The 26,593-nt window shown below is 38.8% G+C and carries 30 protein-coding genes and 3 pseudogenes; 22 read left to right on the top strand and 11 right to left on the bottom strand.

Translation table 11 applies throughout. The features are described from left to right. From ACFX4L_RS03800 to ACFX4L_RS03825, 6 genes and pseudogenes are all read left to right on the top strand, one after another. On the top strand, window positions 1-332 hold a 332-nt coding region (locus ACFX4L_RS03800), incomplete at its 5' end, for an AMP-binding enzyme (RefSeq protein ID WP_483878229.1). A gap of 99 nt (window positions 333-431) precedes the next feature. Next, window positions 432-1,223: an enoyl-CoA hydratase gene (locus ACFX4L_RS03805; RefSeq protein ID WP_375166309.1), complete on the top strand. Its 792-nt coding sequence runs from the start codon at window positions 432-434 to the stop codon at window positions 1,221-1,223. Window positions 1,224-1,882: 659 nt separating this feature from the next. Further along, window positions 1,883-2,298, top strand: a pseudogene (locus tag ACFX4L_RS03810) (transposase); the annotation flags it as partial. Between the two features lie 172 nt (window positions 2,299-2,470). Continuing rightward, window positions 2,471-2,605, top strand: a pseudogene (locus ACFX4L_RS03815) (transposase); the annotation flags it as partial. 176 nt (window positions 2,606-2,781) lie between these two features. After that, entirely contained in the window at window positions 2,782-2,940 is a 159-nt protein-coding gene (locus tag ACFX4L_RS03820; protein ID WP_081108718.1) for a YjcZ family sporulation protein, read from the top strand. A gap of 92 nt (window positions 2,941-3,032) precedes the next feature. Next, window positions 3,033-3,404, top strand: a pseudogene (locus ACFX4L_RS03825) (transposase); the annotation flags it as partial. 153 nt (window positions 3,405-3,557) lie between these two features. On the opposite strand, the gene ACFX4L_RS03830 reads toward ACFX4L_RS03825, so the two are convergent. After that, window positions 3,558-3,746 (bottom strand): YhzD family protein, encoded by a 189-nt coding sequence (locus ACFX4L_RS03830; RefSeq protein ID WP_089364654.1) that lies wholly within the window; start codon window positions 3,744-3,746, stop codon window positions 3,558-3,560. 332 nt (window positions 3,747-4,078) lie between these two features. Here ACFX4L_RS03830 and cysK point away from each other — a divergent pair, with 332 nt between their 5' ends. The 8 genes from cysK (at window position 4,079) to ACFX4L_RS03870 (ending at window position 13,109) form a co-directional block, all read left to right on the top strand. Continuing rightward, window positions 4,079-5,002, top strand: a complete 924-nt coding sequence (gene cysK / locus ACFX4L_RS03835) for a cysteine synthase A (RefSeq protein ID WP_089364653.1) — start codon at window positions 4,079-4,081, stop codon at window positions 5,000-5,002. A gap of 189 nt (window positions 5,003-5,191) precedes the next feature. Beyond that, window positions 5,192-6,394: a metallophosphoesterase family protein gene (locus ACFX4L_RS03840; protein ID WP_284472110.1), complete on the top strand. Its 1,203-nt coding sequence runs from the start codon at window positions 5,192-5,194 to the stop codon at window positions 6,392-6,394. A gap of 21 nt (window positions 6,395-6,415) precedes the next feature. Further along, window positions 6,416-9,436 (top strand): ATP-binding protein, encoded by a 3,021-nt coding sequence (locus ACFX4L_RS03845; RefSeq protein WP_377403960.1) that lies wholly within the window; start codon window positions 6,416-6,418, stop codon window positions 9,434-9,436. 40 nt (window positions 9,437-9,476) lie between these two features. Then, the gene (locus ACFX4L_RS03850) at window positions 9,477-9,884 is read left to right on the top strand and encodes a hypothetical protein (RefSeq protein WP_250211764.1); all 408 of its coding nucleotides are present in this window, start codon (window positions 9,477-9,479) and stop codon (window positions 9,882-9,884) included. A 314-nt stretch (window positions 9,885-10,198) separates the two neighbouring features. Next, window positions 10,199-11,023, top strand: coding sequence for an ABC transporter ATP-binding protein (locus ACFX4L_RS03855; RefSeq protein ID WP_284471506.1), 825 nt, complete (start codon window positions 10,199-10,201; stop codon window positions 11,021-11,023). Then, a complete protein-coding gene (locus ACFX4L_RS03860) occupies window positions 11,016-11,714 on the top strand; it encodes a (2Fe-2S)-binding protein (protein WP_377385211.1) in 699 nt (232 codons plus the stop codon). Before ACFX4L_RS03855 ends, ACFX4L_RS03860 begins: the two co-directional genes overlap by 8 nt. Before the next feature lie 175 nt (window positions 11,715-11,889). Further along, window positions 11,890-12,828, top strand: coding sequence for a 3'-5' exoribonuclease YhaM (yhaM, locus tag ACFX4L_RS03865; RefSeq protein WP_061462013.1), 939 nt, complete (start codon window positions 11,890-11,892; stop codon window positions 12,826-12,828). 98 nt (window positions 12,829-12,926) lie between these two features. Continuing rightward, complete coding sequence (locus ACFX4L_RS03870; protein ID WP_053344914.1) at window positions 12,927-13,109, top strand: sporulation YhaL family protein; 183 nt, start codon at window positions 12,927-12,929, stop codon at window positions 13,107-13,109. A 57-nt stretch (window positions 13,110-13,166) separates the two neighbouring features. On the opposite strand, the gene ACFX4L_RS03875 is transcribed toward ACFX4L_RS03870, so the two are convergent. Beyond that, a complete protein-coding gene (locus ACFX4L_RS03875) occupies window positions 13,167-14,033 on the bottom strand; it encodes a peptidylprolyl isomerase (RefSeq protein WP_284471504.1) in 867 nt (288 codons plus the stop codon). Between the two features lie 199 nt (window positions 14,034-14,232). Between ACFX4L_RS03875 and ACFX4L_RS03880 the strand changes: the two genes are divergently transcribed. Next, window positions 14,233-14,316, top strand: a complete 84-nt coding sequence (locus ACFX4L_RS03880; protein ID WP_061462015.1) for a YjcZ family sporulation protein — start codon at window positions 14,233-14,235, stop codon at window positions 14,314-14,316. Between the two features lie 183 nt (window positions 14,317-14,499). Then, window positions 14,500-14,583, top strand: a complete 84-nt coding sequence (locus tag ACFX4L_RS03885) for a YjcZ family sporulation protein (RefSeq protein ID WP_061462016.1) — start codon at window positions 14,500-14,502, stop codon at window positions 14,581-14,583. Window positions 14,584-14,695: 112 nt separating this feature from the next. On the opposite strand, the gene ACFX4L_RS03890 is transcribed toward ACFX4L_RS03885, so the two are convergent. Continuing rightward, entirely contained in the window at window positions 14,696-14,878 is a 183-nt protein-coding gene (locus tag ACFX4L_RS03890) for a hypothetical protein (protein ID WP_061462017.1), read from the bottom strand. Window positions 14,879-14,986: 108 nt separating this feature from the next. After that, window positions 14,987-15,526, bottom strand: coding sequence for a DUF3267 domain-containing protein (locus tag ACFX4L_RS03895; protein ID WP_061462018.1), 540 nt, complete (start codon window positions 15,524-15,526; stop codon window positions 14,987-14,989). A 243-nt stretch (window positions 15,527-15,769) separates the two neighbouring features. Between ACFX4L_RS03895 and ACFX4L_RS03900 the strand changes: the two genes are divergently transcribed. Continuing rightward, on the top strand, window positions 15,770-16,096 hold the full coding sequence (locus tag ACFX4L_RS03900; protein ID WP_284471503.1) for a DUF1878 family protein: 327 nt from the start codon (window positions 15,770-15,772) through the stop codon (window positions 16,094-16,096). Between the two features lie 2 nt (window positions 16,097-16,098). Here the strand turns inward: ACFX4L_RS03900 and ACFX4L_RS03905 are convergent, their stop codons facing one another. Together ACFX4L_RS03905 and ACFX4L_RS03910 are read right to left on the bottom strand one after the other, a co-directional pair. Further along, window positions 16,099-16,677 carry an HTH-type transcriptional regulator Hpr gene (locus ACFX4L_RS03905; RefSeq protein ID WP_061462020.1) on the bottom strand — a complete coding sequence of 193 codons (579 nt, stop codon included), beginning with the start codon at window positions 16,675-16,677 and terminating at the stop codon, window positions 16,099-16,101. 179 nt (window positions 16,678-16,856) lie between these two features. Beyond that, window positions 16,857-17,219: a YtxH domain-containing protein gene (locus ACFX4L_RS03910; RefSeq protein WP_377403964.1), complete on the bottom strand. Its 363-nt coding sequence runs from the start codon at window positions 17,217-17,219 to the stop codon at window positions 16,857-16,859. A 318-nt stretch (window positions 17,220-17,537) separates the two neighbouring features. On the opposite strand from ACFX4L_RS03910, the gene yhzF reads away from it, so the two are divergent. After that, on the top strand, window positions 17,538-17,717 hold the full coding sequence (yhzF, locus tag ACFX4L_RS25395; RefSeq protein WP_061462022.1) for a membrane protein YhzF: 180 nt from the start codon (window positions 17,538-17,540) through the stop codon (window positions 17,715-17,717). 98 nt (window positions 17,718-17,815) lie between these two features. Here yhzF and ACFX4L_RS03915 read toward each other — a convergent pair whose 3' ends face one another. From ACFX4L_RS03915 to ACFX4L_RS03925, 3 genes are all read right to left on the bottom strand, one after another. Continuing rightward, window positions 17,816-18,334, bottom strand: a complete 519-nt coding sequence (locus tag ACFX4L_RS03915) for a tryptophan transporter (RefSeq protein WP_061462023.1) — start codon at window positions 18,332-18,334, stop codon at window positions 17,816-17,818. A 126-nt stretch (window positions 18,335-18,460) separates the two neighbouring features. Further along, window positions 18,461-19,564 carry a 3-phosphoserine/phosphohydroxythreonine transaminase gene (gene serC / locus ACFX4L_RS03920; protein WP_089364648.1) on the bottom strand — a complete coding sequence of 368 codons (1,104 nt, stop codon included), beginning with the start codon at window positions 19,562-19,564 and terminating at the stop codon, window positions 18,461-18,463. 289 nt (window positions 19,565-19,853) lie between these two features. Then, entirely contained in the window at window positions 19,854-20,276 is a 423-nt protein-coding gene (locus tag ACFX4L_RS03925; RefSeq protein WP_089364647.1) for an HIT family protein, read from the bottom strand. Between the two features lie 662 nt (window positions 20,277-20,938). Here ACFX4L_RS03925 and ACFX4L_RS03930 point away from each other — a divergent pair. The 3 genes from ACFX4L_RS03930 (at window position 20,939) to ACFX4L_RS03940 (ending at window position 23,692) form a co-directional block, all read left to right on the top strand. Continuing rightward, window positions 20,939-21,682: an ABC transporter ATP-binding protein gene (locus tag ACFX4L_RS03930; RefSeq protein WP_061462026.1), complete on the top strand. Its 744-nt coding sequence runs from the start codon at window positions 20,939-20,941 to the stop codon at window positions 21,680-21,682. Beyond that, window positions 21,675-22,883, top strand: coding sequence for an ABC transporter permease (locus ACFX4L_RS03935; protein ID WP_377385207.1), 1,209 nt, complete (start codon window positions 21,675-21,677; stop codon window positions 22,881-22,883). Before ACFX4L_RS03930 ends, ACFX4L_RS03935 begins: the two co-directional genes overlap by 8 nt. A gap of 104 nt (window positions 22,884-22,987) precedes the next feature. Next, window positions 22,988-23,692, top strand: a complete 705-nt coding sequence (locus ACFX4L_RS03940) for an EcsC family protein (protein WP_377385205.1) — start codon at window positions 22,988-22,990, stop codon at window positions 23,690-23,692. A gap of 26 nt (window positions 23,693-23,718) precedes the next feature. On the opposite strand, the gene ACFX4L_RS03945 is transcribed toward ACFX4L_RS03940, so the two are convergent. Beyond that, window positions 23,719-24,930, bottom strand: a complete 1,212-nt coding sequence (locus tag ACFX4L_RS03945; RefSeq protein ID WP_284471499.1) for a M20 family metallopeptidase — start codon at window positions 24,928-24,930, stop codon at window positions 23,719-23,721. A 93-nt stretch (window positions 24,931-25,023) separates the two neighbouring features. Here ACFX4L_RS03945 and ACFX4L_RS03950 point away from each other — a divergent pair, with 93 nt between their 5' ends. Further along, window positions 25,024-25,698 (top strand): phosphatase PAP2 family protein, encoded by a 675-nt coding sequence (locus ACFX4L_RS03950; RefSeq protein WP_377403967.1) that lies wholly within the window; start codon window positions 25,024-25,026, stop codon window positions 25,696-25,698. A gap of 128 nt (window positions 25,699-25,826) precedes the next feature. Here the strand turns inward: ACFX4L_RS03950 and ACFX4L_RS03955 are convergent, their stop codons facing one another. Beyond that, window positions 25,827-26,342, bottom strand: coding sequence for an antibiotic biosynthesis monooxygenase family protein (locus ACFX4L_RS03955; RefSeq protein WP_284471497.1), 516 nt, complete (start codon window positions 26,340-26,342; stop codon window positions 25,827-25,829). Window positions 26,343-26,593: the final 251 nt, after the last annotated feature.

Below are 26,593 nucleotides of genomic sequence, written 5' to 3' on the forward strand. Positions count from 1 at the left end.
CTAAAGACTTGATTAAAAGCGGCGGTGAGTGGATTTCTTCCGTTGATATAGAGAATGCATTAATGGCCAATGAAGGAGTCTTTGAGGCGGCGGTGATTGCAGTGCCTCACGAAAAATGGCAGGAACGACCGATTGCTTGTGTTGTTTTGAAAGACGAATACAAGGGGCAGGTGTCCCAAGAAGACATCATCGAATTTTTAAAGCCGCAATTTGCAAAATGGTGGCTGCCGGATGAAGTGGTCTTTTTGGAAGATATTCCGAAAACGGGTGTTGGGAAGTTCTTGAAAAGGGCTTTGCGAGATCAGCTTCAGGATAAATATATCAAGAAGTGATAATATGTTTGTTTAATTGAAACTTTTCGCTCTATTCTGACAACTCATCAAAACTATATAATAGATTCATAGAACAAAAGAGGAGGAAATAAATTGAGTATTGAATCGACATTACCTGCAGGCACTGTTTTAGTCACATATTCGGACCGGACCGCTACTGTTGCAATGAACCGTCCAGAGGCCATGAATTCTTTAAATCCGGTAATGCTGCATGATTTCATTAATGCCCTTAAGGAAGTAAGTGAGAATGATAAAGTGGACGTCGTCATTATAAAAGGGAATGGGAAAGCATTTTCCGCAGGTGGTGACATTAAGATGATGCTCGCGCCTGGAAAAGAAAACGCTTTCGATGAACTGATGGATGGAATCAGTGAATTGGTGACCACTCTATACTTCATGCCTAAATTGACCATCAGTGCCATTCATGGTGCAGCTGCAGGGCTTGGGTTGAGTATAGCTCTTGCAACCGATCACCTTATTGCCGATTCGGACAGTAAGGTTGCGATGAATTTTATCGGGATTGGATTAATCCCTGATGGCGGCGGACACTTTTTCCTTGAACGCCGTCTTGGTGAAGTAGGTGCGAAAGAATTGATCTGGGAAGGTAAAGTGCTTACAGCGCTTGAAGCAAAAGCAAAGGGCCTCATTCATGAAGTGGCAGACGGAACCTTGGAACATGCGGTAGAGAAGAAGGTGCAATCATGGCTGCAAAGCCCGGTTCAGGCCATGATTAAAACGAAAAAGATTCTTAGTGAAAAAAATCGCCCGCTATTAATTAAGATCCTTGAGATTGAAAAAGCTGCTCAAATGAAAATGCGTCAAACAGCGGACCACCAAGAAGGAATAAAAGCTTTCGTCGAAAAAAGAAAACCGAACTTCATCGGAAAATGACTGTATGTCACTTTATGAGTTATTTTCATCTATTTTAAGCGTTATTTTGCACTATAAGTAAATATAAAAAAGTCCAATTTCTCAGCATTTAAATTGAGAAATTGGACTTTTTTCGTTACTCCGGAAAGCGCCCTTTTCTGGAATAAGCATATAAGTTTTATAATCTGGTGTACTCGAATACTATTTAACTCGATATTCGTAGTGAGTATTTAAAAATTCTCTAATTTCATTGTTAATTTCTATTGATTGTTCTTCAGAAGGAAAATGTCCCATATCCAATGTTTTGAATGCTATTAAATTTGATAGATTTCTCTCGCTACTTTGTTTAATCGATTGGCTGGGAAAAAGATATCTTTTTCTCCTGCGATAATCAAAGTTGGACAGCTGGAATGCATTAATTCCTTCTTCTCCATTAATTTAGGCATTTCTTGTTCAAGTTAAATAAATTTAAATATATCTCCAATAATGGGTTTATCAATTTCTTTCATACTATTAGTTGACATAATGTTTAATTTTATTGAAATATTTTTCAGATGAAGTAGTATTGAACAGGATTAAAGGAAGATAAATATTCTTAATCATTTCAAATTTAGACCCTGACCGTATTCTTGCTGGAGAGACTAATATAGAACAATCAATCTTATTCGGCATTAAATTGGGAATTCCTTCAAGAAGAAGAGGAAAAAGTAGTGGTCAGCGATTTAACATATGTCAAAGTCAAAAATAAATGGCATTACATTTGTGACTTTGTCGATCTCTTTAATCGTGAAATCATTGGATTAACACAGGACCTATCAAGGACGTGAAGCTTGTGGCAAGAGCGTTTGCATCTATAAAAGGGAACCTCCGTGATATTCAGCTCTTCCACACAGATCGAGGAAATGAATTTAAAAACAAGCTGATTGACGAAACGTTAACCATATTTGAGATTGGTCGTTCACTAAGTATGAAAGGTTGCCCCTATGATAACGCTGTCGCGGAAGCGACCTTTAAAATCATTAAGACTGAGTTCGCCACTCTTGGCTACTTAAGTCCTCTAGAATATAAAAAATTATCCCTTAAAAAAGTTGTTTGATTTAGTTTGACAATCCAAACGTATGATTCCTTTGTGAGAGCATCGGTGTTGTGCATTCTTTTTTAAAAAGGGGAGAGGTTGGAGTTAGTATAGTTTCATGGACGTATTTTAGTTAAGTCCTTACAATGATTTTTGAGAGGACGTGTTCGTATTGGAACGTTAGAATACAGGGAAGAAATATAATAATGAATTCAAGAAGAACATTGTAGATCTTTATCACTCGGGTAATTCAGTAAGAGAATTAAGGGGCGGATATGGTGTATCAGACGTAACAATTTATAAATGGGTTAAAGAATTTACCCCTATCTGTCAGTTCCTTTAATTTTAATTTTTCTTTTTATTTCTTTAACCTTTTTTTCTCTAATTTAAATGTAAAGAATCGCACATTTAAAAGGCTTGCCAATCAGTAACTTTTTCCAGATTAGGGCATAAGATTATATAACCCATTTGAGTTCTTCCTTAACAAAAAGGAGATGTTTAGATATGTCAGGTTGTGGCAATAGTTGTGGCGGTGGCGGTATTGGATTTGGTGGAGGTTTCGCCTTTATAGTCGTATTGTTTATACTCTTAATCATTGTTGGATGTAGTTGTGCCGGCGGGTACGGCGGCGGGTACGGCGGCGGATATGGCGGATACTGCTAAAACATTATAAAAAAAATCCGACCTCAATTGGTCGGATTTTTTTATTTAAAGTAAGCTTAATCACATTTTTAAAAAGAGATATTAGTTTGAAACGGCACGTTTATAAACTTGTTGGAGATATGTTAGATGAGGCGATTAAACACCTAAAACCAGAAGATACAGTCATCCTCCAATCTGATCAAGGGTGGCATTATCAAATGAAGAAGTATCAAAAAACGTTAAAAGATTCCCACATTATACAAAGCATGTCCCGTAAGGGAAATTGTTTAGATAACGCAGTCATGGAAAACTTCTTTGGCTTGTTAAAATCCGAATGGCTTTATCTCCAAGAGTTTGAAAGCATGGAGCACTTTGAAAAGAAATTAGATGATTATATTCATTACTATAACCACAAACGAATGAAGGTAAAATTAAAAGACCTGAGTCCGATAGAATACCGAACTCAGGTTTTAGAACCTGCTTAAACTATTTGTCTAACTTTATTGGGTCAGATCAAGTTTGTCTACAGTCTGAGCACTTAAAATAAGTGCCTAAAGTGACGGCCTTTCTCTATATAGTTTAAAAGGAGGATGTGAAAAACTGGATCACGCACTAAATGATGGCGCTTCCAGTTTCAATCAGCGATGAAACAGCAATAGCGCGCCTGAAGGTGATGTACAGCGATGTGTATGATCTTGATAATTTTTTTCATTCAATAGATTTTGTCCCAATTCTTTTGCTTGTTCATCATCCTCGGCTGTAAATGATTCATCCAATAGTTTTTCCCCTGATGGTTCAAAAACGGTTAATTTGTATATTTTGCTCATTTTCAAAAACTCCCTTTTCAAATATAATTCTGTCTATTTTCTAAAGATAGGTACTGTTATAAAAATCTTATCATTATCTGTCAATTTTGACTATTGTTATGTGGGGAATGTATTAAGACAGGGAATATTGATAAGTAGCAAAATATCTTGGAGAATGATGGGAAATAACTATATCGAACTAATTTAATGGTTTCTTCCTTTAAGTTTGGAAAGAATGAAAACAAAACCTATTTATACTAGAGGAATTCTCTCCTTAAAATGAAAAATCATAAATGATATAATAAACCTGAGTAAAAGGTAGGAAGTGTATGGATCGAAGGGGGATTTTTTGAATGACGGTAAAAATCGTTAATAATATCACTGAATTGATAGGAGATACACCTGTTGTAAGGATTAATCATTTAACAGCGGAGGGTGACGCTGAAGTATTTGTGAAACTTGAATATTTCAATCCGAGCCGCAGCGTAAAAGATCGGGCTGCCTTCAACTTAATTAGGCAGGCTGAATTGGATGGTATCATTCAATCCGGGGCCACGATCATTGAACCAACATCAGGGAATACAGGAATTGGACTTGCTATGAATGCCGCTGCAAAGGGGTATCGTGCCATTATGGTCATGCCGGATAATATGTCGAAAGAAAGAATCAATATCTTAAAGGCATACGGAGCGGAAGTTGTCCTCACCCCTGCATCCGAGAGGATGCCTGGAGCCATTCGTAAAGCTGAGGAACTTGCAGCAGAGATTCCTAATAGCTTTATTCCGCAGCAATTCGAAAACCAAGCCAATCCTGATATTCACAGAGTGACGACAGCAGTCGAGATTTTGGATCAGATGGATGGAAACCTGGATGTGTTTGTCGCTACTGCTGGAACGGGAGGAACGATAACCGGTACAGGTGAAGCCTTAAAAGAGCATCTGCCGGAGTTAAAGGTTGTCGTTGTCGAGCCTAAGGGTTCCCCAGTTCTTTCCGGCGGAAAGCCTGGTCCTCATAAGTTAGTGGGTACGAGCCCTGGTTTTATCCCCAATATTTTAAATACAGAGGTATTTGATGAAATCGTTCAAGCGGCAGATGAAGATGCGATTTCCACCATGAAGGATTTGGCTTCAAAGGAAGGTATATTGATTGGACCTTCAGGAGGTGCTTCTGTTTGGACTGCCCTGCAGGAAGCCCGTCGTCTTGGAAGTGGCAAACGAGTATTATGCATTGCACCGGATAATGGTGAACGATATTTAAGTATGGATATTTTTAAATAAAGAAAAGACCGAATGCCGTGCATGAAACAATGTTCACGCCATTCGGTCTTTTTCCTAATGAATTTGCCCATACTGGAATAACCAGGTACCAAATGCCGGATTAAAATAATAATGTATGGGAAAGTATGTTCTGTGCGTGTTAAAATTAAATGTATGTTTAAAGAAATCGAGGTGATAACTTTGAGCGGTGTGAAGTTCATTCATGCGGCAGATCTCCATTTGGATAGTCCCTTTTCAGGGTTGAAGGATATGCCGACATCTATATTAAAGGGATTAAGGGACAGTCCGTTTAAAGCTTTTAAAACTATCATTAATGAAGCAATTTCCCATCAGGTTGACTTTATCGTGTTATCGGGGGATCTATTTGATGGGGAAAATCGGAGTCTCCGGACACAGGTCCGGTTTCGAGCTGAAATGGAAAAACTCCAGCAGCATCAGATCCCTGCTTATATCATTCATGGTAACCATGATCATCTCAGCGGCTCATGGACTACTGTGGAGCTGCCGGATAATGTCCACGTATTTTCAGGGAAAACGGAAGTGAAACGGTTTGAAAAAATCGATGGGACGACTGTCCACCTTTATGGATTCAGTTATCCACGCCGTCACGTAAGGGAGAGAATGATTGAAACCTACATAAAAGCTGAAGGGGCCGATTATCATATAGGTCTGCTTCATGGGAATTTGGAAGGCAATTCCGAACATAGCCCATACGCCCCTTTTTCATTGAAGGAACTAGCTGCTAAAGATTTCGATTACTGGGCATTAGGCCATATTCATAAACATCAGGTAGTATCAGAAGATCCGCTGGTGATTTACCCAGGGAATATTCAAGGCAGGAATCGAAAGGAATCTGGCGTTAAAGGGTGCCTTCTCGTCGAATTTGACGGAGACACGAAGCGCCGTTCCTTTATTGAGACCTCTGAGGTGATATGGGAAAGCGAAACAATTGAAATATCCGCGGAAGGTGGATTTGATGCCCTGCTCAAACAATGCAAGGAAGTAGTTGAACAGAAGGGTTTCGATGGGAGAAGCTTTCTTTTGGAATTGAAGCTGGATGCAGGTGACGCAGCAGGCCCTTCCGGGGAATATCTTGAGGAATTAAACCAGATTTTGCAGGATGAGGAGCAAGGAGAATCGTTTATCTGGGTGTATAAAATCAAAGTCATCCATTCCATGCCGATGATTAGGTCAAATGAAAGAATATCGCCCTTTATGGCTGAGGTATCGATGCTTGCATCTGAATTTGATGATACGGATGCTGCTCTGGCCCCGCTTTATATTCATCCGGGTGCAAGAAGGTTTCTTGATTCAATAGAGCCGGAAGAGCAGAGGGAGCTTTTGGATGAAGCGGAAAGATGGCTTTTGCAAGTTTTTGAAGCGAATAAATGAATGTAGGGAGGAGGAACGGATTTGATTATTAAAGACCTCCATGTTTATGGTTACGGCAAACTGGAAAATCAGCGTTTTCCTGAATTGGGACAGCTGCAGGTTTTCTTTGGGGAAAATGAATCGGGCAAGTCAACGATCATGTCCTTCATTCATAGTATGCTGTTTGGTTTTCCGACAAAGGTTCAAAACGAACCGCGTTACGAGCCCAAAATGCATGCCAAATATGGGGGAAGGCTCAGTCTCATAACAAAAAATGATGGGGAAATCGTCATTGAGCGTGTGAAGGGAAAAGCTACTGGTGATGTGAAATTGACCTTCGAAGATGGAAGGGTTGGCGGCGAGGAAGAATTGAATGAAATTCTCCATGGCGTTGATAAAAACTATTACCAAGCCATTTTTTCTTTCGACCTTCAAGGTCTGCAGGGATTACATACACTAAGTGAAGGGACCATGAGTAAATATCTGCTTTCAGCTGGGCTTATTGGGAATGATAAACTTCTTGAAGCCGAAACGAAATTGCAAAAGGAGCTTGATTTAAGGTTCAAGCCATCAGGCCAAAAGCCTTTACTGAATGTGAGGTTGAAAGAACTTAAGGAATTGCAGAAAAAGGTAAAAGCATCAGAAGAAGAACAGCAGTCATATACGGCATTACTTCAGGAAGAAGCAAAACTTAAGGAGGAGCTCTCTAAAGTCACGATAGATATTCAAGAGATTGAAGAAAACCTTGTTAACGTGAGTACTTTTCTGCGAATTAAGCCCTTGGTTGAAGAACAGGAGGACCTTGAAACCGAAATAAGTAAAATCAAGGATGTAAGTTTTCCTGTCGATGGTTTAAAAAGACTTGAACAGTTTCAGGCAGTTGGAATGCCCATGAAAGCCCAACTGGCCGCATTGACGGATAAGATGGCCAAACTTGAAGGGAATCTCACGGAAATCGAAATCAATCCTTTCATCAAGGAACATAAAGATCAGATTGAGCATGCTATCGATCAAGGAACATTGCTGGAGAAGCTTGAGCTGGATATAAGAAGAGCGGAACATGATAGGCTGATGGAAGAAAAGAATATCGAAAAGGTGAAGCAGCAATTATTCTTGGATGTTTCTGATGATGAAATAAGAAAACTTGATATCAGTAGTTTTATGAAGGAAAAGGTCAAAAGGACGGAGAGGGAAAAGCATCAACTTCAAAATGATAAAAAACAGCTTGATGAGAAATATGGACAGCAAAAGGGAAGTCTGGAAGCTACAGAATCCCGCTTGAAGGAGATAAAGGCCCAGTTACTGCCAGATGAAAAAAGAATCGAGCTGGAGTCCTTATACAACAAGCAGAATAACACCGAATTTGAAGCAGCACAATCCCTTATTCTTGATGAACAAATACTCGAGCTTGAAAAGCAATTGGCTTTACAGAGAAAGAAGGAAGCGCATAACCGTAAACGTTCACTTATCATGAATGGCAGTTTAATAGTACTTCTTTGTTTAGGTGCGATTGGAAGTTATTTCAGTGAACAGATTTTGTTGGGGATTATACTTCTAGCCATGGCTGTTCTGTTTGCGGTTTCCAGGTCCCTCTTCAAAGGTGATGATATATTGTCAGGGTATATCCGGCAATTGGATGTGATGAAAAGGAAAAGGGCTGCAATTGGAAGTGAAACCAATCGAGTGAATGAAGAGGAGTCGATAGGACAGTTGCTTGAACTGGACCGACGTCTCCAAAGGCGGCTTGAAAGTGAAAGGTTCAAGTATGAAGAAAGAGAGGAAGCGTTTGAATCGACGATTCAGGAATATACCGCTTGGGAAGCTGGCAGGGACCGATTGGAAAAAGAGGTGAGAAGCATTCTAAGCGGTTGGGGCATGTCTTATCCCGGAATGGAATACAATCTTGAATCTGTATTTGAACTGCTTGAGAAATGGAAGGAAGCCGTTGACAGAAAATATGAAACAATCAAGCGGTTCCAATTTCTACATACAGAGTATGAAGGTAAATCGAAGGCTTTATTTCATTTTGCATACAGCCTTGATTTCGAACCTGCCACATGGCGGGAAGCCATTAGCCTTTTGAAACGGGAAATGAATAAAACGGTTGAATTCTCCGTTCAATTAACGCAATGGATGCAGGAACGGAGTCGTTTGGCGAACGAAATCGAGCAGTTGACGATGGAAAAAGACTATCTCGATGCGGAAATGGAACAGCTTTTTGAGATAGCGAATGTAAAGGGTGAGGAAGAGTTCAGACATGACGCCGCCTTGTCCGAAAAGAAAATCACTTTCCAAAAACAACTTGATTTGATTACCATTCAAATTGGACAATCGAGAATGCTGCCTGATCAAATCCAAACTTACCTAAAACAGGGGATCACCACATATACATTTGAAAACTTGGAACGGAAACGGAAGGATTCTGTAAAGGTGAAATCACTTTTATTAGAGAAACAGTCGGATGCGAAGCATAGGATAAAACAGCTTGAAGCTTCAGGGATTCATGATGACCTACTTCATCGTTTTTATGAAGACAGGGCTGCGTTTAACGAAGAAGCAAAGGAATGGGCGAAATTGGCAATAGCCAAAAGCTTATTGAATAAAACCTTGGACCGATATAAAAGGGAACGCCTTCCGAAGGTCATCGCCGATGCAGAGCGGCATTTGGCCTTTTTAACGAATGGAAGCTATCGAAAAATCATCCTTGACCAGTCGGGAGAAGGAATTTGGGTACAGCGAAGTGATGGCTTGAGTTTCAGGGTTGAAGAGGTCAGCCGCGGGACAGCAGAGCAAATATATGTTTCCCTAAGGCTCGCACTTGCTGATCATACTTTTGAAAATGATTCATTCCCTCTCATCATTGATGATAGTTTCGTCAATTTTGATGAGGAAAGGACAAAACGGACGCTTGAGTTATTGAAAAAGGTATCGGAAAAGCGGCAAATTTTCTTTTTTACGTGTCATCGACATGTAGTGGAACACTTTACTGAAAATCAAGTAATTCATCTATCCAGTCCCGTATTGCGCCAAAATAGGAATGATTTGATCATCCCCAAAATATAATGGGATTTAAACTATAAAAAAGAGAGTGAAGTCATTGAATATGAATGAGTTTATAGGCCACCATGATTCTTCCCTAGAGTTAATCATCGAAAAGGAGTTTCCTGATAGACGATGTGTTGGGGGAAAATATTCTGCCGAAGGGCATACGATCACTTTGTATAGGAGAGATATCGAAATTCAGTGTGAACGCTCCCTAGGCTCGCTTCAGAGGCTCGAGGAATATACATGGGTGATTCTCACACATGAGATGGGACACGCGTTAGACCCCGACCTTGCTTTGCTGAGTGAGGAGCTATACAATACAGGAAAATCAGAAATCCTTTATCAAATAGAGGTCAATGCCTGGAACATCGCAGAAGGATTAGTCCCTTTTATCGATCAGGCTTTATTTACCTTCATTAGAGATGAATCCCTGGCACATTGTACTAACCGCCTGCTGGTCGGTTAAAAAGCTCTCCAAATGGAGGGTTTTTTTTATCTAAATGGAGTTTGAAAGTTCAAACAGGTGATTGCCCTAAAGGGTGAACATGTACTAATGAATCGTTTGTGCGGAAGCTAAAGGCAAGTGGTAATGATAGGGTAATGGACTGGATTTTTTTACATTAATGTTTCCAAAGAAAGCTATATCTTTAATTGAGTGACACCTTATGATTCATTTGAGAGGAATGGGACACGAAATTTTGGATATATTCTTTTTTAAGATTGACAGTGAGAATCATTTTCATTAAACTAGTATTATTAGACTAAAAGGGGAGTATTTTAATGCGACCAGCTATTAACACACAGTCTCTATCGCTCGGTTATGGTGATAAATTAATTATAAATGATATGAATATAAAAATACCCGATGGGGAGATCACCGTGTTCATCGGTGCTAATGGATGTGGAAAATCAACACTGCTAAGGTCGGTTGCCCGCTTGTTAAAACCTCAATCCGGCTCAGTTTTACTTGAAGGCAAAGCGATTTCAACCATGTCATCGAAGGATGTAGCAAGAAAGATGGCGATCCTTCCGCAGTCGCCTGTTGCTCCTGAAGGACTCACAGTCTATCAACTTGTTAAACAAGGAAGATATCCTTATCAAAGTTGGTTAAAACAGTGGAGCTCCATGGATGAAGAAAAAGTTCAAAAGGCAATTGAAGCAACGAACCTGACTGAAATGAAAGATCGTGCAGTCGATGAATTATCGGGAGGTCAGAAGCAACGCGCATGGATAGCGATGACTCTGGCTCAGGATACGGACATCATTTTGTTGGATGAACCGACTACATATCTTGATATGACCCACCAAATCGAGATTTTGGACTTATTGTTCGAGTTGAATGAGTTTGAGAACAGAACGATCGTGATGGTGCTTCATGATTTGAATTTAGCTTGCCGTTATGCGGATAACCTGGTGGCACTTAAAGACGGAGCGATACATGCTCAAGGTCGGCCAGAGGATATCATCACGCCTGACTTGGTGCAGCATGTATTCGGCATGGAGTGTCAAATTTCTTTTGATCCAATTTTCGGCAGTCCCATGTGCATCCCGTTTGGTAAAGGCCGTTACGCTCGAAGTCAGGTGAAAGCGCTAGCCAATGCATAACCTCTCACCATCTATTGAAAAAGAGCTTCAAGGATATCGCATATCGTTTCGAGATGATGCCAAGGTTTCCAAGACTTTCAATCATGTTGATGAGCTGATTGAGTATGCACAAGCCCGGTCTGGGGCGGAAACGTCAAGAATAGCAATTTCAATGTGGTTCAGACGTTATGCTTTTTTTGTCACGGCACAATTTTACATGTTCAGCAAACATCGGCTTATCTGGGAAGGCACACTTCAGGACATTGGCGTTTTGGATGATCCAGAAGATGAACATTGGCTTCCAGATTTTTTGCTGAAAATTAACAGGTGGAGCAATGTTCCGGAAAAGGAAAGCTCTTCTGCCCTACATTCCATATTAAGCAGCTTTGGAGCGGATGCCATTCGCACATTTTCCGGAACTACTAAAATATCGAGACTTGTACTTTGGGAAAATATTTGGAGCTACACGGTCTGGATGTATAGCGAGTTACTGAAGCAGACAGATATAAAGACGCGGGTTGGAAGGGACATTGAAAGGCTGCTTGAAGATGAAACATGGGTGAATATTGAAACACGTTCACCTTTTAAAAGATTCATTGGGGAAAAAAATGTTCCGGAGTCCATGAATCCTTATAAACGGGTGACATGCTGTTTATATTTCCGAATTGAGGGCCAGGATAAGTGTGCGTATTGTCCGAACAAGAACTGTTGAAATAGATCTGAATGGAAAACCAGGCTTGATTTCAAGCCTGGTTTTCCTGTGGGGTGAAAGTGACGGCAGCTTAGTCTTTTCCTTTCAATTGTCTGTCACTTATTAACGAAAACTAAACGCACTAACTAGATTGATATGTTATAATGTTGATATTTAATTGAACGGGGGCAGTCGCATGGGAAATGGGATCATACACTACGGAATTGGTGAAGTAGTAGATATATATATGTATATTAAAACGAGTACAAAAGCGGTTGCAAGTAATGGAAAGCCGTTTTTAACATTGATTTTGTGTGATAAAACCGGGGAAATCGAAGCAAAGCTATGGGATGTTTCCGAGGCTGATGAGAAAACATACAGTGCGGAAGCTACGGTGAAAGTCCAGGGGGAAGTCCAGAATTATCGGGGACGCAGCCAATTGAAAATCCGTAATATTAGACTTACATCAGATGCCGATGGCGTCACGAAAGCCGATTTAATTCAAACGGCGCCTTTAAGTCAAGAAGAAATGATGGAAACCATCACTCAATTCATTTTTGAAATGAGGAATCCGAATATCCAAAGGGTGACTAGGCACCTCATTAAAAAATACCAGAATGAATTCCTGACGTTTCCTGCTGCCACCAAGAACCATCATGAGTATATGTCGGGACTTGCCTATCACGTGGTATCGATGTTAGGGCTGGCTAAGGCCATTTCAACACTATATCCCTCGCTCAACAGGGATCTTTTGTATGCAGGAGTCATCCTGCATGATCTTGGAAAGGTACATGAGCTATCTGGGCCTGTGTCGACTGTTTATACTGTCGAAGGGAACTTGTTGGGGCATATCACCATCATGGTAAATGAAGTCGGTAAAGCTGCAGAGGAATTAGGCATTGAAGCAGAAGAAATCATGATTCTAAAGCACTTGATATTAAGCCATCATGGTAAAGCGGAATGGGGCAGCCCCAAACCGCCAATGGTGAGGGAAGCGGAAGTGTTACATTATATTGATAATATGGATGCCAAGATAAATATGATGGACCGCGCCTTGGAAAAAGTGAAACCGGGTGAATTTACGGAAAGAGTCTTTGCGCTCGATAATCGTTCATTCTATAAACCAACATTTTAATGAATATGCTTCTTTCTCGATGGAGAAAGAAGCATATTTTTTTTGTTCACGCATATCCTCTATTAAATGTATAGTAGATTTTTTGGGAGGGAATGGACATGCCAATTTGGATCTGGTTCGTGTTTATTGGAATAATCGTCAGTGCAGTCATGTCAATTTGGACCGCTAGGCAGGAACGCCTCATAGATGATGCATGGATTGAGAAGGAAGGTCAGAAGTACATTGAACGTATGGAAGAAGAGCGTGAAAGGCGTAAAAAGGATATAAATCAGGGAGCATAGCTTGAATGATGAGAAAAAAAGCGACAGGCCAATGGCCTGTCGCTTTTTACTATCCAATTATTTTTCAGCTTTAGTTGCGTCACCAGAAGTGATGGCATCTTTTAGATCTTTATCTTTAATCTTCACGTCAGCTTTTTTGACTTCTGAATTCAAAATATCTTGAACTTTAGCTTGGTCAATTTGAGCGACTTTCAACTTATACTCAAGATCTTTTTTCATATCTTTATATGGTTTCTTTTCTTTTGTATCAAGAAGTTGGATGATGTGGTAGCCATAATCGGATTTAATCGGTTTGCTGATTTCATTTTTCTTCATTTTGTAAGCTTGTTCTTCAAATGCAGGAACCATTTCACCTTGACCGAACCAGCCTAGCTCCCCGCCTTTTTGAGCTGTGCCTGTGTCTGTTGAATATTCTTTTGCAAGTTTAGCGAAGTCTTCGCCTTTGGCCAATTTAGCTTCAACTTCGTCAGCGGTTTTTTTGTCTTTTACAAGAATATGTCTCGCTTTGATTTGTGGTTTATAGTCTTCATAAGCTTTTTTTACGTCAGCTTCTTTTACTTTAATATCAGCAACGGCTGCTTTTTCTTGAAGCATGCCGATTTTAAGTGCACGTTTAAGATCATCTTCGCTCTTATATCCGGAAGAGGCCAGGGCAGTTTGGAAATTTTCACCCATTTGTTTTTTAAGCTCGTCCGTTTTAGCTTTTACTTCCTTATCCGTTACTGTATATTTCTCGGAAAGAACTTTTTCATAAATAAGTTCTTGAAGGACGGCATCACCATAACGGTCTTTCATTACATTGTAAAGTTCTTCTTTAGATATATCTCCCGCTTTAGTTTCCACGACTGCTTCCTTGTCGCTGTTGCATGCTGTAAGTCCGATCAGCCCTGCAGTAACAGCAATCGATAATGCCCATTTCTTCATAAAAACAACTCCTAGTTTTAAGTTTCTGGTTTGCTATTCTTCGTATTTCCACAAAATTAACTATAACATATTCTGGTTAGTTTACAAAAAATAATATATTGGTGTTTGAATAAGAATTTTTGGAAAATGGGTGAACGCCTACCCAGATAAAGAACCATTACATATGATAAATCGAGGACATCCAAAAGGAGGTAGCATAATGAGTAATGGATTTAACGGAGGTTTCGCTTTGTTAGTGGTGTTATTCATTTTATTAATAATTGTAGGAGCATCCTTTTGCTAATAGTTCGCAATATTAATAATGGAAAGAGCCCACTCCTTTTGCCGTGGAGTTGAATAGGATAGGGTAGCCGCTACAAAAAAGATTGAATTGATTATCAAGCTATGAAAGGAATGGATTCCTTTTGGCGGATATAAGAGTGTGCATGAAAATGCTATTACTTAAGAATGGAAGGGAGGAAGATCAATGTCTGGAGGAATAGGTGGAGGCTTTGCTCTAATTGTCGTTCTTTTCATCCTGTTAATCATCATTGGAGCTTCTTGGTTATAAACTCATAAACAAAAGGCGAAGCTGACCGCTTCGCCCTTTTTCTTTATGTGGATAATGCGCCGGGTATCACCAATGTATGTAACAAATGATGGCCATCATTTGTTGCTTATCTCTACGTATACAAAATTTCAATATAGGAGGATAATAACATAATAGTAATTAAAACATTAATGATCCTGAATACTTTAGGCTGCCGGTCTTCAGCAATTTCTTTTTGAATGCATAAAGAGTTTGTCATTCTATTAATATTATAAAGAATCAAAATAGCAAAAATAATAAACCAGAACGAGATCAAAACCTAAAATCCCTCCTTGCAAAACATCATGTATAAATACGATACCAAATTATAATGAAAAAAGATACCTAAAAATCTTATCAGGCATCTTTATGAATAGATAAGGAATCACTTTTGAATAAGTATATCGTACCCTTCTAGATGTTCTTCGATAAATGAATGTCCTGGGGAACCAACCAGGTTTTTTATATAAATAAAATCCGACACGCATAATCCAGTGTGCAGGGATAATAAAATAGTGAAATAATGGATGTAATGTGGAAAACTAAGGGCACAACCAATCAATATGACAGACATAATGAAGAAAGGTAACACAAGGGTCAAGAGATAGAGGTGCTTTCGAATCGGATAATGCACATTGACCCTGCATGTAAGCACAAGTTTCCACTTCAAGGACCAAGAAGTTTTTACTTTTTTACATAAAAATCGTAAAGGTAAATAGTGTAATAGTTTGTGAACAGGATATAATAAGAGCAATAGGCTAAAAAATACCATTGTTTGATCGTCATACAAAACAACATGGGATGAAAAGACACTTAATAATGTATAGATCAGAACAAAAGACATCAATATAGTAAAAACTGAAAATAAGATCAGACGGCAATTCCCATATTGTTTTGCCACGTCAATTGTTTTCCACGAATTCATTTAGAATCAGCCCTCCAAAGACCGTTGAATTTACCTACATACATTACGATGAATGGGTGGAAAAAGCAATAGAATTCTTGGATTAAGTTTTATGATAATAATCACTTTAGAGTGGATGAATATTAAAGACGTTTAAGGCCGGGTTTTGGACATGGATTTGGCTGATTTTTTTGAACGTGAAAATCTGATTGGTTTTAAGTCTTTTATGATAAAATTGAATGATTGATTGGGGATTAATGATGTATGAATAATATAAATGAAGAAATAGAAATACTCCGTTTTCATCAAAGGCTTTTATTAAACATGATACGTAATCCGGAGGCCAAGTTGGACTTTCTTTTTGTGGAAAAAAATTTCACGAAGAAGGAAGCGGAAGAGTTATTAGAAACATGTGATATCTTGAGCAAGCGCTACGAAATAGAAAAAGCGGAAGGTTACATGAACTTTCGACCGCTTTTTAATCAATTTGAAAGAAAGGTTAATCCAAGAATAACCATAAAGGAATGCATTGATGCATGCCTCTCACAAGGTTTATATGTATCATTCATGAAGGAAATGGATAGAGTGTGAGATTAAACTGGTTCAGTTTCTTTCTCTATCTTTTTTTTTGTGATTTTACCCTCCACGTCAGTAAATTCCTGATCAATGTTATCGAAGGATCGTTCAAAGATTTGCATGAAATCTTCACCGTATATATTACGTATGACAGCCATCATTTCAATCATATCCGGAAACTTCCCATAAAGCTCACGAAGTGGAAGTGCACCTGAGAAAGCAGAGTTCTTACTTGGGTCATATGTCTCCATTAAATCAAGTAGAAGCTTTTCACCTTCTGGGGTGATCTCTATATACGTATTCCTTTTGTCATTTTCTTTCTTTGAAAAAGTTAAAAACCCGCGTTCTTCTAATTTTTTTGAAAAATTAAATGCCGTAGAAACATGCATGACCCCAAATTTTGCAACATCTGAAATGGAAGAGCCATTAAGATGGTAGGCAATCCAAAGAATATGGTGCTCATTGATATTTAAATCATAGGGCTTAATCCATTGCTGCCAATCTTTTTCAATCGATTTCCATAATGCTTTGCTTAATTGTGCAATTCGTTGACTAAAAATCATTGCTTCTTTCATAGAATAATTTTTATTCTGCATATTATGGGCTCACCTACTTATAAGATTCTGTATATTTATTATGACAATAAAATAAAAATTAATAAAGAAAATATTTGCGAAATTTTTAGAAAATTTTATTTTTTTTAATTGAATTCTCCATTTCACTCCAATAAACCATGTGATTTATTGGTAAAAATGGAGAACCAAGCTTGTGTGTATTAATTTTTGGAAGCAGGGATTACCCTTTCCAATTCTTTTAAAGAATTTTCAATTTCTTGAACGTTCTTCAATAATTCATTCTTATTGGGTTCGATTTCCTGCTTCCAGTTCTCGATGACGACCTGAACATCCGAAATGAAGGCTTTTACCGTTTCTTTGCTGATTTGTGTAGCTTCTATCGTGTCATCTTTAATATTTAGCATTTTCACCTTTAACTCATCAATTGTATTCTTAATTTCTTCCGTATTCGTTTTGATGCGGGTCCGTAAGTCTTTACCTGAACTTGGAGTAGAAAGTAAGGTTGCTGCACCCGCTACGACCGTTCCGGTTAAAAAGCCAATTAGTAATGATTTTGCTTTCATTAGGATCACCTCATTTTATAATATTGTTTTCGCTTTACATGGTCTAAATCCCTGCTGAAAAAAGCATCAATTGGAAATTATGATAAATAGGGATAGAAATACTATTGATATCAAAATACCATAATTTTCATTCCTATGGAAGAGTATAGACCATTTTATCTTTATATCACAAAAATATTTTTTTAAACTTAGATAGTAAATATATAATATTTAAAAATAACTTGAAGCTTTATTAAAAATGCTTCATATAAAGGAAAGAACAGCATATAGATAGTAAAAACAAGCTGTCGGAACATGGATGGCACTGGTGGGTTAATAATGAAAATCATTTTTTTATTAGGCCTGATATGCTTGTGTGGAATGGGGTATTTTCTACGAAAAGCAAAAACTCCTGGCATCTATCCGCCTAAGAGGGTGCTCCAGGCTAGAGCCTTCGCTATGGGTCTTCCCGGAGGGTTACTGCTTTTGATTTGGTTTATGTGGATATTGATTCATTGATCCTTGGAGGATGATTCTGATTAGACTCCAGATTCATAAGAGTGGAAAAAAAAGCACCGGACATTCCGGTGCTTTTTTAAATATGATGATCCTGCTGCTTAAGCATTAATGGGTATATTAGATTTTCTTACGATGCCGTTCACAATTGGATAAATGATGACCATCGCAACTGTATTTAGCAGTACGGCAGGAAGCACAACAGCGCCGAAAAGTGCAACGAAAGGCCCTGGAAGGGAAACGATATAATAAGCCGAACCAAGGAAGACAGCACCGGAAATTATTGTTCCTACGGCAGTCAAGACACTAACCGTGACAACGGACGTTGAAAATTTCTTAAGACTGATGAATAAAAGGTAAAACAGAAAGGCTGTTGCCAATTTGTCTATGATATTTGGAATCTGTCCACCAGGAAATGTAGTTGTCATGGCAGAGATGGCTCCAGCAGCCAAGGCGACAATGAATACATTCTTCTTCGCGGGAAACAGCGTGATCGCCAAAAACATCATCAACAGCATCATATCCGGTTTCATTCCAAGGAAGAATCCAGGAATGATAAAATGCAGGGCAGCCCCAATCCCGATTAATAGGGACAGTGACACAAGGGTTTTCGTTTTCATTTACTCATCTCTCCTATTCTCATCTCAACTAACATCTTTTCTTCAACAATGCACTATTGCCTGTTGCAAGAAGTTTAAAATAGTATATCATAAGACCTATTTTTTTAGAAGGTATATTTGTTTGAATTAAAGAGTTTGAGCTTCCTTAGCTTTATACGATTCCTGGAATTTCTTCATGAAATCCGCAAGCTCCTGACAATGGGATAAAGGGACAGCATTATAGATGGATGCTCTGCAGCCACCGATAGAACGGTGACCGTTCAGTCCTACGAATCCGGCTTGCTTCACTTCTTTAAGGAATTGAACTTCAGCTTCTTCAGACGGAAGCGTGAAGGTTACATTCATGAATGAACGGCTGTCTGATAGGGCATGGCCTTTATAAAAGCCATTACTGCCGTCGATGGCATCGTAAATGACTTTTGCTTTTTCTTCATTGATTTCAGCAATCTTTTCCACGCCACCCTGTTCTTTTGCCCAATCTAACACAAGGGACAATAAGTAAATTGCCAATGTCGGAGGAGTGTTATATAACGAATCATTTTTCGAATGGATAGAATAGTTCATCATGGATGGGATTTTTTCATTATCCGTTATTAAATCCTTACGGATGATAACGACTGTGATTCCCGACGGACCTAAATTCTTTTGTGCACCTGCATATATGATTCCGAATTTACTAACATCAATTTTTTTGCTGAGAATATCACTTGACATATCAGCTACTAAAGGAATGTTTCCAGTTTCTGGGAATTCTTTCCATTGTGTTCCGTAAATCGTATTATTGCTTGTGATATGAAGATATGCAGCATCATCATTCAATTCGATGTCTGCAACTTTAGGGATGAATGTATATTTTTCATCTTTGGATGAAGCTACTACTGCCGTTTTACCAACCTTTTTTGCTTCTTTTAATGCTTTTTCCGACCAAGAACCAGTAAGGACATAATCTGCCCTTTTTCCATCATTCAAAATGTTCATGGGAATCATGGAAAATTGTAGACTTGCTCCTCCTTGCAGTAGAAGGACTTCATAATTTTCAGGAATTTCCATAAGGTCTTTTAATGATTGAATGGCATGGTTATGAATTTTTTCGAATTCCGAACTTCTATGGCTTAGTTCCATGACGGACATTCCGGAATCCTCAATATTCAGCCATTCGTTTTGGGCTCTTTGTAAAACTTCTAAGGGAAGGGCAGCTGGCCCAGCGTTAAAATTGCGTGCACGTTTCAAATTTTTTCCTCCTAATACGTCTATGTGTTAAAGTGTTTAAATCTATTTATATCCTACCAGAAAACTAATTTCAATAGGAGAAAAATTTAGAATTTTAGGTAGATAAAAAAATGAAATAGGAAGTAATGGAAGAGGAGGAAATAAATAGGTCCCTCACTTTAAGTGAGGACCTATTTAGGGTGTTTTTTGTCACGTATAACTGAGCTATTTTAGAGAAATCGTTGAACGTAAGTTGTAATATTCCAATAGTTAGGAGGTGGATAATAACCCTTTACAGGTAGCGTAAATTTCACTTAATATGCTGTGCGATGGAGTCAGCGATTTGTTTCAGGTCATCGGGTGTATAGTCGCGTGTATTCGTTTTCCAAACAGCCCCAAAGCCGTCACCTTCCCCATGCCGAGGAATTAAATGCATATGAAAATGGAAAACGGACTGTCCTGCGGCTTCCCCGTTATTATTTAAAAGATTCAGGCCTACAGGTTGGAATTCCTGTTTCATAGCACGGGCAATTTCAGGTACCACCTCAAAAAGATTCTTGGCAATTTCAGGTGTCAACTCATATAGATTTTCCTTATGTACTTTAGGTATTACCAGGGTATGGCCTTTTGTTACTTGACTGATATCTAGAAAGGCCAGTACATGTTCATTTTCGAAGACTTTGGTACTTGGTATTTCTCCATCGATTATTTTGCAGAAAATGCAATCACTCATTAAAAAACGCTCCTTTAGAAGTTAATGTATTTGGTTAATCGTACCATAGCATGAATCCTTGGGAAAAGGAAAAATCATAAAAACAGGATGCAACATTAAGTTGCACCCTGCTTGTTTGAAAAAGGGGGGGGGGCTTCAAAATTCGCATTAGCATAAATTCTCTGCGACAAACACCTCATCTACATTTTAGTAAAATACGGTTATTATCTGATTAGAGATTTTCCATTCAAAGCAACCATCTCCTATATCTTTAAAGTTTCATCAACTTACAAAGCATAATTGATAATTATTGAATGATTTTTCTGCTTTTACGTGCAAGAGAACCATCTCCTTGCTCGAAACGATTTTTTTAAATGAAGCTTCTGGTTTAATTCAGTTTTACGTCTTTAACTGACACCTCATTTACAATATGATGTGAATCATTTGTAATAAAACATTTGGGTATTTCAGTGTAATACGTCTTTAACTGACACCTCATTTACAATATGATGTGAATCACACGTAATGACTAACCCCTTCTTCCTTATTTATGATGACCACCAAGCAGGAAAAATATAATTAGTTATTTATGGAAATTTTGTTCCGGGAACACTCGACTATATAAAAGCAGGATAATTTGATAAAATGGAAATAAGAACCTCTATATAGAAAGGATCGTTTATATGTCCTTATTGGAAATCAAGCAATTAGTTGGCGGTTACACGAAAACGCCCGTTCTAAAGGGAATTAGCTTTGACATTCAACCAAATGAGTTAGTAGGGTTAATCGGGCTCAACGGGGCTGGGAAAAGTACGACGATTAAACATATCATCGGACTCATGGAGCCGAAAGGCGGAAGTGTTTCGATTCATGGCAAAACACTTGCCCAGGACCCGGATACATATCGTAAGCAATTCACTTATGTTCCAGAAACTCCAATCTTGTATGATGAGCTTACACTTGAGGAGCATTTAAAGCTGACGGCCATGGCGCATGGTTTGGAGGAATCCACATATAAAGAAAGGATGGACGTTCTGTTAAAGGAATTTCATATGGAGAAAAGACTTAAATGGTTTCCGGCGCATTTTTCAAAAGGAATGAAGCAAAAGGTCATGATAATGTGCGCCTTTTTAGTACAGCCGTCTTTATATATCGTCGACGAACCCTTCGTAGGTCTTGATCCATTAGGCATTCAATCCCTGCTTGATTTGATGAGGAAAATGAAAGAGAGCGGAGCGGGAATTTTAATGTCAACACACATACTGGCTACAGCCGAGCGGTATTGTGATTCTTTCATCATCCTGCATAATGGGGAGATTCGGGCAAAAGGCAATCTTGAACAGCTTCGTGAACAATTTTCCATGCCGGGGGCAACTCTTGACGATTTATATGTTCAATTGACGAAAGAAGAAATCGGTCATGAATAGTCAAAATCTCTGGAAGGAAAGATATTTAGGCTATATAAATGAAACGCAAAAATATCTTCGTTACATTTTTAACGGCCATCTGGTTTTTGTCATGGTATTGGTTCTTGGTGGTTTAGCTTATTATTACAGCGATTGGGTGAAGACGTTAAAAAGTGATTTCCCGGCTGAAATGATCATGGCCTTTGTTTTATCGTTGATTATAACCAGAAGCCCGATAAATACTTTTTTGAAAGAACCTGATACGGTATTCTTACTTCCGCTTGAAACGAAGTTGAAAAGCTATTTCAAGAATTCTCTGGTATTAAGTTGGGTCATGCAGGGCTTTATCCTTCTGGTTGTCCTAATTGCATTTATTCCAATGTATACGAAGGTTACGGGTGCAGGAGGTACAGACTTTGGAATCATCCTGGTTGTATTGCTTATTTTGAAGTTTTTGAATTTAACCATGCGTTGGCAAGTATTGAAATATCAAGATACATCAGTGAGCAAGTGGGACTCCTTAATCCGCTTTTTACTTAATGGTGTGATGCTCTATTTCATCTGTTCAAGGGCAAATATACTGTTTGCACTTATAACCATTTTATTATTGTTAGGGCTTTACATGTATTACCGGAGCGCAACTAAAGATTTTGTGTTGAAGTGGGAGCGGCTGGTGGAACTGGAAAATAAGCGGATGAATTCTTTTTATCGAATAGCGAACATGTTTACTGATGTTCCCCATTTGAAAGGGAAGGTAGCAAGAAGGAAATGGATGGACTGGCTTTTATCATTCATTCCATATGGTGAAAAATCAACGTATACCTATCTTTACGCCCGTACTTTGTTGCGATCCAATGATTATGTGGGACTTTGTTTTCGTTTAACTATCATTGGCTCCGTTATTTTAAGTGTATTCACTAACATATGGGCACATTTAATTGTAACTTTTATGTTCCTGTTTATGACAGCCCTGCAATTGTTACCGGTTTGGAAGGCTCATGAATGGAAAGTGTGGGTCTCACTTTATCCATTGCCAGCAAAAATGAGAGAATCTGCAGTCATAAAGCTAATTTCCTTTTTCCTATTATTTGAGGACCTGGTCTTCTGCTTGGTCCTGCTAGTGAAAGGGGAATGGATGTCCGCCTTAGCCGCACTGGCAATGGGACTTGTATTCTTATTCGGTTTTAAAAATTATGCAACAAAGAAAATTAAAAACTTTTAATCAGAAGCTGATTTTTCATAAAATCAGCTTTTTCTTTTAAGAAATGAAAATTGAAACTAAAAGCCTCGTAGGGGGTATATACATATTTAATGGAGGTGTTATTGATGGATGAATATGGACAAAAGGCATTATCGGAACTAGTATCATGGAAAAAGAAAGTAGCCAAGAAATCCGGCAGGCTTGAGCGGATGTCCAAAAAGGCGCAAATCAAAATGAATAGTTATATTCCGGAACGAGTGCACAAAATGATTACTGATAGTATTAAAGGGATGATTGAGGCCGTATTATCAGGTTCGAAATATATGTCTAAAGAAAAAAATGTAGCGTTTCTATCCTTGCAGCAAAAAGAAGAATGGGTTGCGGAAACTGTAACGGCCTATCGGAAAACAGCCGTTATAGAAGGTGTGGGAACCGGAGCGGCAGGGCTTTTAATTGGATTGGCTGATTTCCCATTACTGCTTAGCATCAAGATGAAGTTATTATTCGAAATATCCCGTATATATGGTTTTGATCCAAATAAATATGAGGAACGCCTGTTCATACTCCATATCTTTCAGATGGCATTTTCGAGCGAGGGAAAAAAACTGGAAACATTACGGGTAATAGAAGAATGGGATTCAGGGAAATGGCCGGAAATAGACTGGCAAGAATTTCAGCAGGAATATCGCGATCACATCGATGTCATTAAAATGTTCCAGCTAGTCCCAGGGTTTGGGGCAGCTGTCGGTGCATATGCCAACCATCATTTGTTGGAACAACTTGGGGAGACGGCTGTCAATTGTTACCGAATCAGACTTCTAAAAGAGTAAGGGACAGGAAACCCGTCCCTTTATCATTACCGCAATAAAGATTCATTCACCTTTGGGGATGATTGTTCCTTATTATGATAGGTTACAGCAGCAGTGCCTAATATTTTGGCTGCAATGAGCATCGCTTTTTCATCGAAATCGAACAAAGGATGATGATGCGGGTATGTATGTTCATTTTTTGGCCTGGCTCCTGTAAAGAAGAATGTACCTTTCACATTTTGTAAATAATAAGAAAAATCTTCACCTGTCATATCCGGGTCAATTTCCTCTGTAACCAAAACTTCCTTGATGGACTCAGTGCTTTCAATCATGAATTTAGTTTCCTCATCGTGTGGGATGACAGCCGGATAGCCTTGAACGTATCGATATTCATAGGTGCAGTCCGCAGCTAGGCAGGTTCCTTTAACAATCCGCTCTATTTCTTCCCTTATAAATGAACGGACATCTTCCTTGAAAGTACGGACGGTCCCGATAATTTTTGCCTTATCTGCAATGACGTTAAAGGCATTATCGGCTACAAAGGAACCAACGGTAATGACTGCAGAATCTATTGGATTAAGGCGGCGGCTTACGATTTGCTGTAGGGCCATGACTAGCTGAGAGCCGACTACGATTGCATCGCGGGTTTTATGAGGCTGTGCTCCATGTCCACCCTGCCCTTGAATGATGATCTCAAATCGGTCAGCAGCAGCCATTAGAGGTCCATAAGCGTATTGGACTGTTCCAGTAGGGACCGTAGCCCATAAATGGGTGCCGAAAATTACATCCACTCCATCAAGGCAACCCGCATCAATCATCGGTTTGGCGCCCCCTGGAGCATATTCTTCAGCATGCTGGTGGATAAATATATATTGGCCTTCGAGCTCATCCTTCAGGGCATTCAGATTTTTTGCAAGAACCAGGAGAGTCGCTGTATGGCCATCATGTCCGCACGCATGCATGACCCCGGATACGGTTGATTTATAGGCAACTTCTTTTTCATCTTGAATCGGTAAGGCGTCGAAATCAGCGCGCATTGCTACCGTTTTACCAGGCTTACTGCCAGTAATCTTAGCAATAACACCATTACCGCCTACATTTTTCTGATGTTCGATTCCAAGTTTTTCATAATATTCAGCGATGAAGGCAGCCGTTTGGGTCTCTTGAAAAGAAAGCTCAGGATGTTGGTGAAGATAACGCCTGATTGAAACCATTTCTTCATAAGAACCATCTATAAGATCGTGTAATCGCTGTATCATTTTGCACCTCCCAATGATTGGTTTAATTGTAAATAGTATATCATATTCTGAATAATCCAAAGTGAATTAAATACCTTGAGGAGAGTTGTATGAATGATTAAATATTCTTGGATGGCTGTGGTTTTACTTTGCCTGTTGCTATTCTTTTTTTTGATGCATGAAGTCCAGAGTGAGAAAACGCTAGCGTTCGATACGTATATTGCAGAACTTTTTGCCGTGGGTGAGAATACTATTCCGTTCACTTTCTTCAAGTCTATTACCTATCTTGGTAAATCCAAGGTCATTGGAATTGTAAGCCTACTATGTGTCCTGTATTTATGGATAATAAAGAAGAATTATTTGCCCATGGCCGTCTTTTCTATCGGAATGGCTGGCGGCGATGTTTTAAACGAGTGGATAAAAAATCATACTCAAAGGGTGCGTCCTGAGAACCATTTGCTGGAGACAGGTGGCTACAGTTTTCCAAGTGGCCACGCAATGTTAGGACTTATTTTCTTCAGTATGGTTGCTTATTTCATTCTAAAAGAAGTTAAAGGTAACTCATTGAAATGGGTAATGGGAATCGGTTTCGTTTGTCTGGTTCTGCTAATCGGGATAAGCCGGATCGCCATGAACGTTCATTTTCCAACTGATATTTTGGCAGGTTATGCATTAGGAGCTGCATACAGTTTAACCTTGATTAATTTGTATAAGTTCGTAAGACGGAGGAGCATTTATAAAAAAAACATGAGATCTTTGTATATATCTGTTACATTTCCCCGGAAATAAAGAAGGAATTTGTCGGATTGTTTATTGGCTTAATACATTCTTTTCATAATTTGGACGTCCAAAATAACGCTCTGAAACCGAAAAGTCCCATCCTTGAGAGGATGGGACTCTTATTGATCAGGAAAAGATTATTCTTGGGGATCTTTCACCAATGTATACTGCGTTACATAGGCTTCACCAGAAAACATCTTCTGACTGGAATTCGTAATAGTAGCTTTTGTGTCGCTGTTATGGGCCTCCTGATAGGAACTGGATTTCTGCCAGCTCATAAAGTCAGCTTGTTTCTCCCAAATCGTTAAGATTACATAAGTTTCAGAGTTGATTGGCCTCAGGATACGGAGGGCGACGAAACCTGGTTCATTTTCAATGAAACCGGCCCTTTTTTTAAAACGATGTTCGAATACCGGCCGTCCTTCTTCACTGACAGGGATATTGTTCATGACTACATATCCATGATCTTGAAGGTGTCCTTTCCCATCCACTACTTCATATTTACGTGGCGAGCTGAAGATCGTTTTACCTGATGTTTCATGCAAAAGGACTGTAGTGCCAGAATTCTGCATAAGTAATATTTTTTCATTCGGGTGCTTATCTTTTTTGATTTTCAAAAAATCGTAGGTGCCTGTAGTGATGAATACATTCATAAATTCCCCTCCAATTTCTATATAGTAACTGTATACCCATTTTACCCAATGAATAATGCTTTTACCATTTCCAATCAAACCAAAAGGCTTGGAAATCGGTGAGATTTTTATAAAAACGTCGATTTCCTGACAAATAAATATGTTGGCTATACTTCTATTATAGAAAAAGCTATAGTTTAAGGAGATTCGATTTGAAATTCAACATCCTTCTGATATTCTATGTAAGTAATGAATAAAAATAGAAACGTGAT

The sequence above is a fragment of the Peribacillus sp. YIM B13482 genome, from assembly GCF_042787975.1.
Taxonomy (GTDB): Bacteria; Bacillota; Bacilli; order Bacillales; family DSM-1321; genus Peribacillus; species Peribacillus simplex_A.

Bases quoted from the DNA above. Each gene is read 5' to 3' on its own strand.
- cysK (WP_089364653.1), top strand. From the start codon at position 4,079: ATGACGGTAAAAATCGTTAATAATATCACTGAATTGATAGGAGATACA.
- yhzF (WP_061462022.1), top strand. From the start codon at position 17,538: ATGAAAATCATTTTTTTATTAGGCCTGATATGCTTGTGTGGAATGGGG.
- ACFX4L_RS03910 (WP_377403964.1), bottom strand. From the start codon at position 17,219: ATGAAAGCAAAATCATTACTAATTGGCTTTTTAACCGGAACGGTCGTA.
- ACFX4L_RS03955 (WP_284471497.1), bottom strand. From the start codon at position 26,342: ATGAATGTATTCATCACTACAGGCACCTACGATTTTTTGAAAATCAAA.
- ACFX4L_RS03915 (WP_061462023.1), bottom strand. From the start codon at position 18,334: ATGAAAACGAAAACCCTTGTGTCACTGTCCCTATTAATCGGGATTGGG.
- ACFX4L_RS03940 (WP_377385205.1), top strand. From the start codon at position 22,988: ATGGATGAATATGGACAAAAGGCATTATCGGAACTAGTATCATGGAAA.
- ACFX4L_RS03905 (WP_061462020.1), bottom strand. From the start codon at position 16,677: ATGCAGAATAAAAATTATTCTATGAAAGAAGCAATGATTTTTAGTCAA.
- ACFX4L_RS03850 (WP_250211764.1), top strand. From the start codon at position 9,477: ATGAATGAGTTTATAGGCCACCATGATTCTTCCCTAGAGTTAATCATC.
- ACFX4L_RS03855 (WP_284471506.1), top strand. From the start codon at position 10,199: ATGCGACCAGCTATTAACACACAGTCTCTATCGCTCGGTTATGGTGAT.
- yhaM (WP_061462013.1), top strand. From the start codon at position 11,890: ATGGGAAATGGGATCATACACTACGGAATTGGTGAAGTAGTAGATATA.
- ACFX4L_RS03880 (WP_061462015.1), top strand. From the start codon at position 14,233: ATGAGTAATGGATTTAACGGAGGTTTCGCTTTGTTAGTGGTGTTATTC.
- ACFX4L_RS03830 (WP_089364654.1), bottom strand. From the start codon at position 3,746: ATGAGCAAAATATACAAATTAACCGTTTTTGAACCATCAGGGGAAAAA.
- ACFX4L_RS03935 (WP_377385207.1), top strand. From the start codon at position 21,675: ATGAATAGTCAAAATCTCTGGAAGGAAAGATATTTAGGCTATATAAAT.
- ACFX4L_RS03870 (WP_053344914.1), top strand. From the start codon at position 12,927: ATGCCAATTTGGATCTGGTTCGTGTTTATTGGAATAATCGTCAGTGCA.
- ACFX4L_RS03900 (WP_284471503.1), top strand. From the start codon at position 15,770: ATGAATAATATAAATGAAGAAATAGAAATACTCCGTTTTCATCAAAGG.
- ACFX4L_RS03875 (WP_284471504.1), bottom strand. From the start codon at position 14,033: ATGAAGAAATGGGCATTATCGATTGCTGTTACTGCAGGGCTGATCGGA.
- ACFX4L_RS03925 (WP_089364647.1), bottom strand. From the start codon at position 20,276: ATGAGTGATTGCATTTTCTGCAAAATAATCGATGGAGAAATACCAAGT.
- ACFX4L_RS03860 (WP_377385211.1), top strand. From the start codon at position 11,016: ATGCATAACCTCTCACCATCTATTGAAAAAGAGCTTCAAGGATATCGC.
- ACFX4L_RS03950 (WP_377403967.1), top strand. From the start codon at position 25,024: ATGATTAAATATTCTTGGATGGCTGTGGTTTTACTTTGCCTGTTGCTA.
- ACFX4L_RS03895 (WP_061462018.1), bottom strand. From the start codon at position 15,526: ATGAATTCGTGGAAAACAATTGACGTGGCAAAACAATATGGGAATTGC.
- ACFX4L_RS03885 (WP_061462016.1), top strand. From the start codon at position 14,500: ATGTCTGGAGGAATAGGTGGAGGCTTTGCTCTAATTGTCGTTCTTTTC.
- ACFX4L_RS03820 (WP_081108718.1), top strand. From the start codon at position 2,782: ATGTCAGGTTGTGGCAATAGTTGTGGCGGTGGCGGTATTGGATTTGGT.
- ACFX4L_RS03930 (WP_061462026.1), top strand. From the start codon at position 20,939: ATGTCCTTATTGGAAATCAAGCAATTAGTTGGCGGTTACACGAAAACG.
- ACFX4L_RS03945 (WP_284471499.1), bottom strand. From the start codon at position 24,930: ATGATACAGCGATTACACGATCTTATAGATGGTTCTTATGAAGAAATG.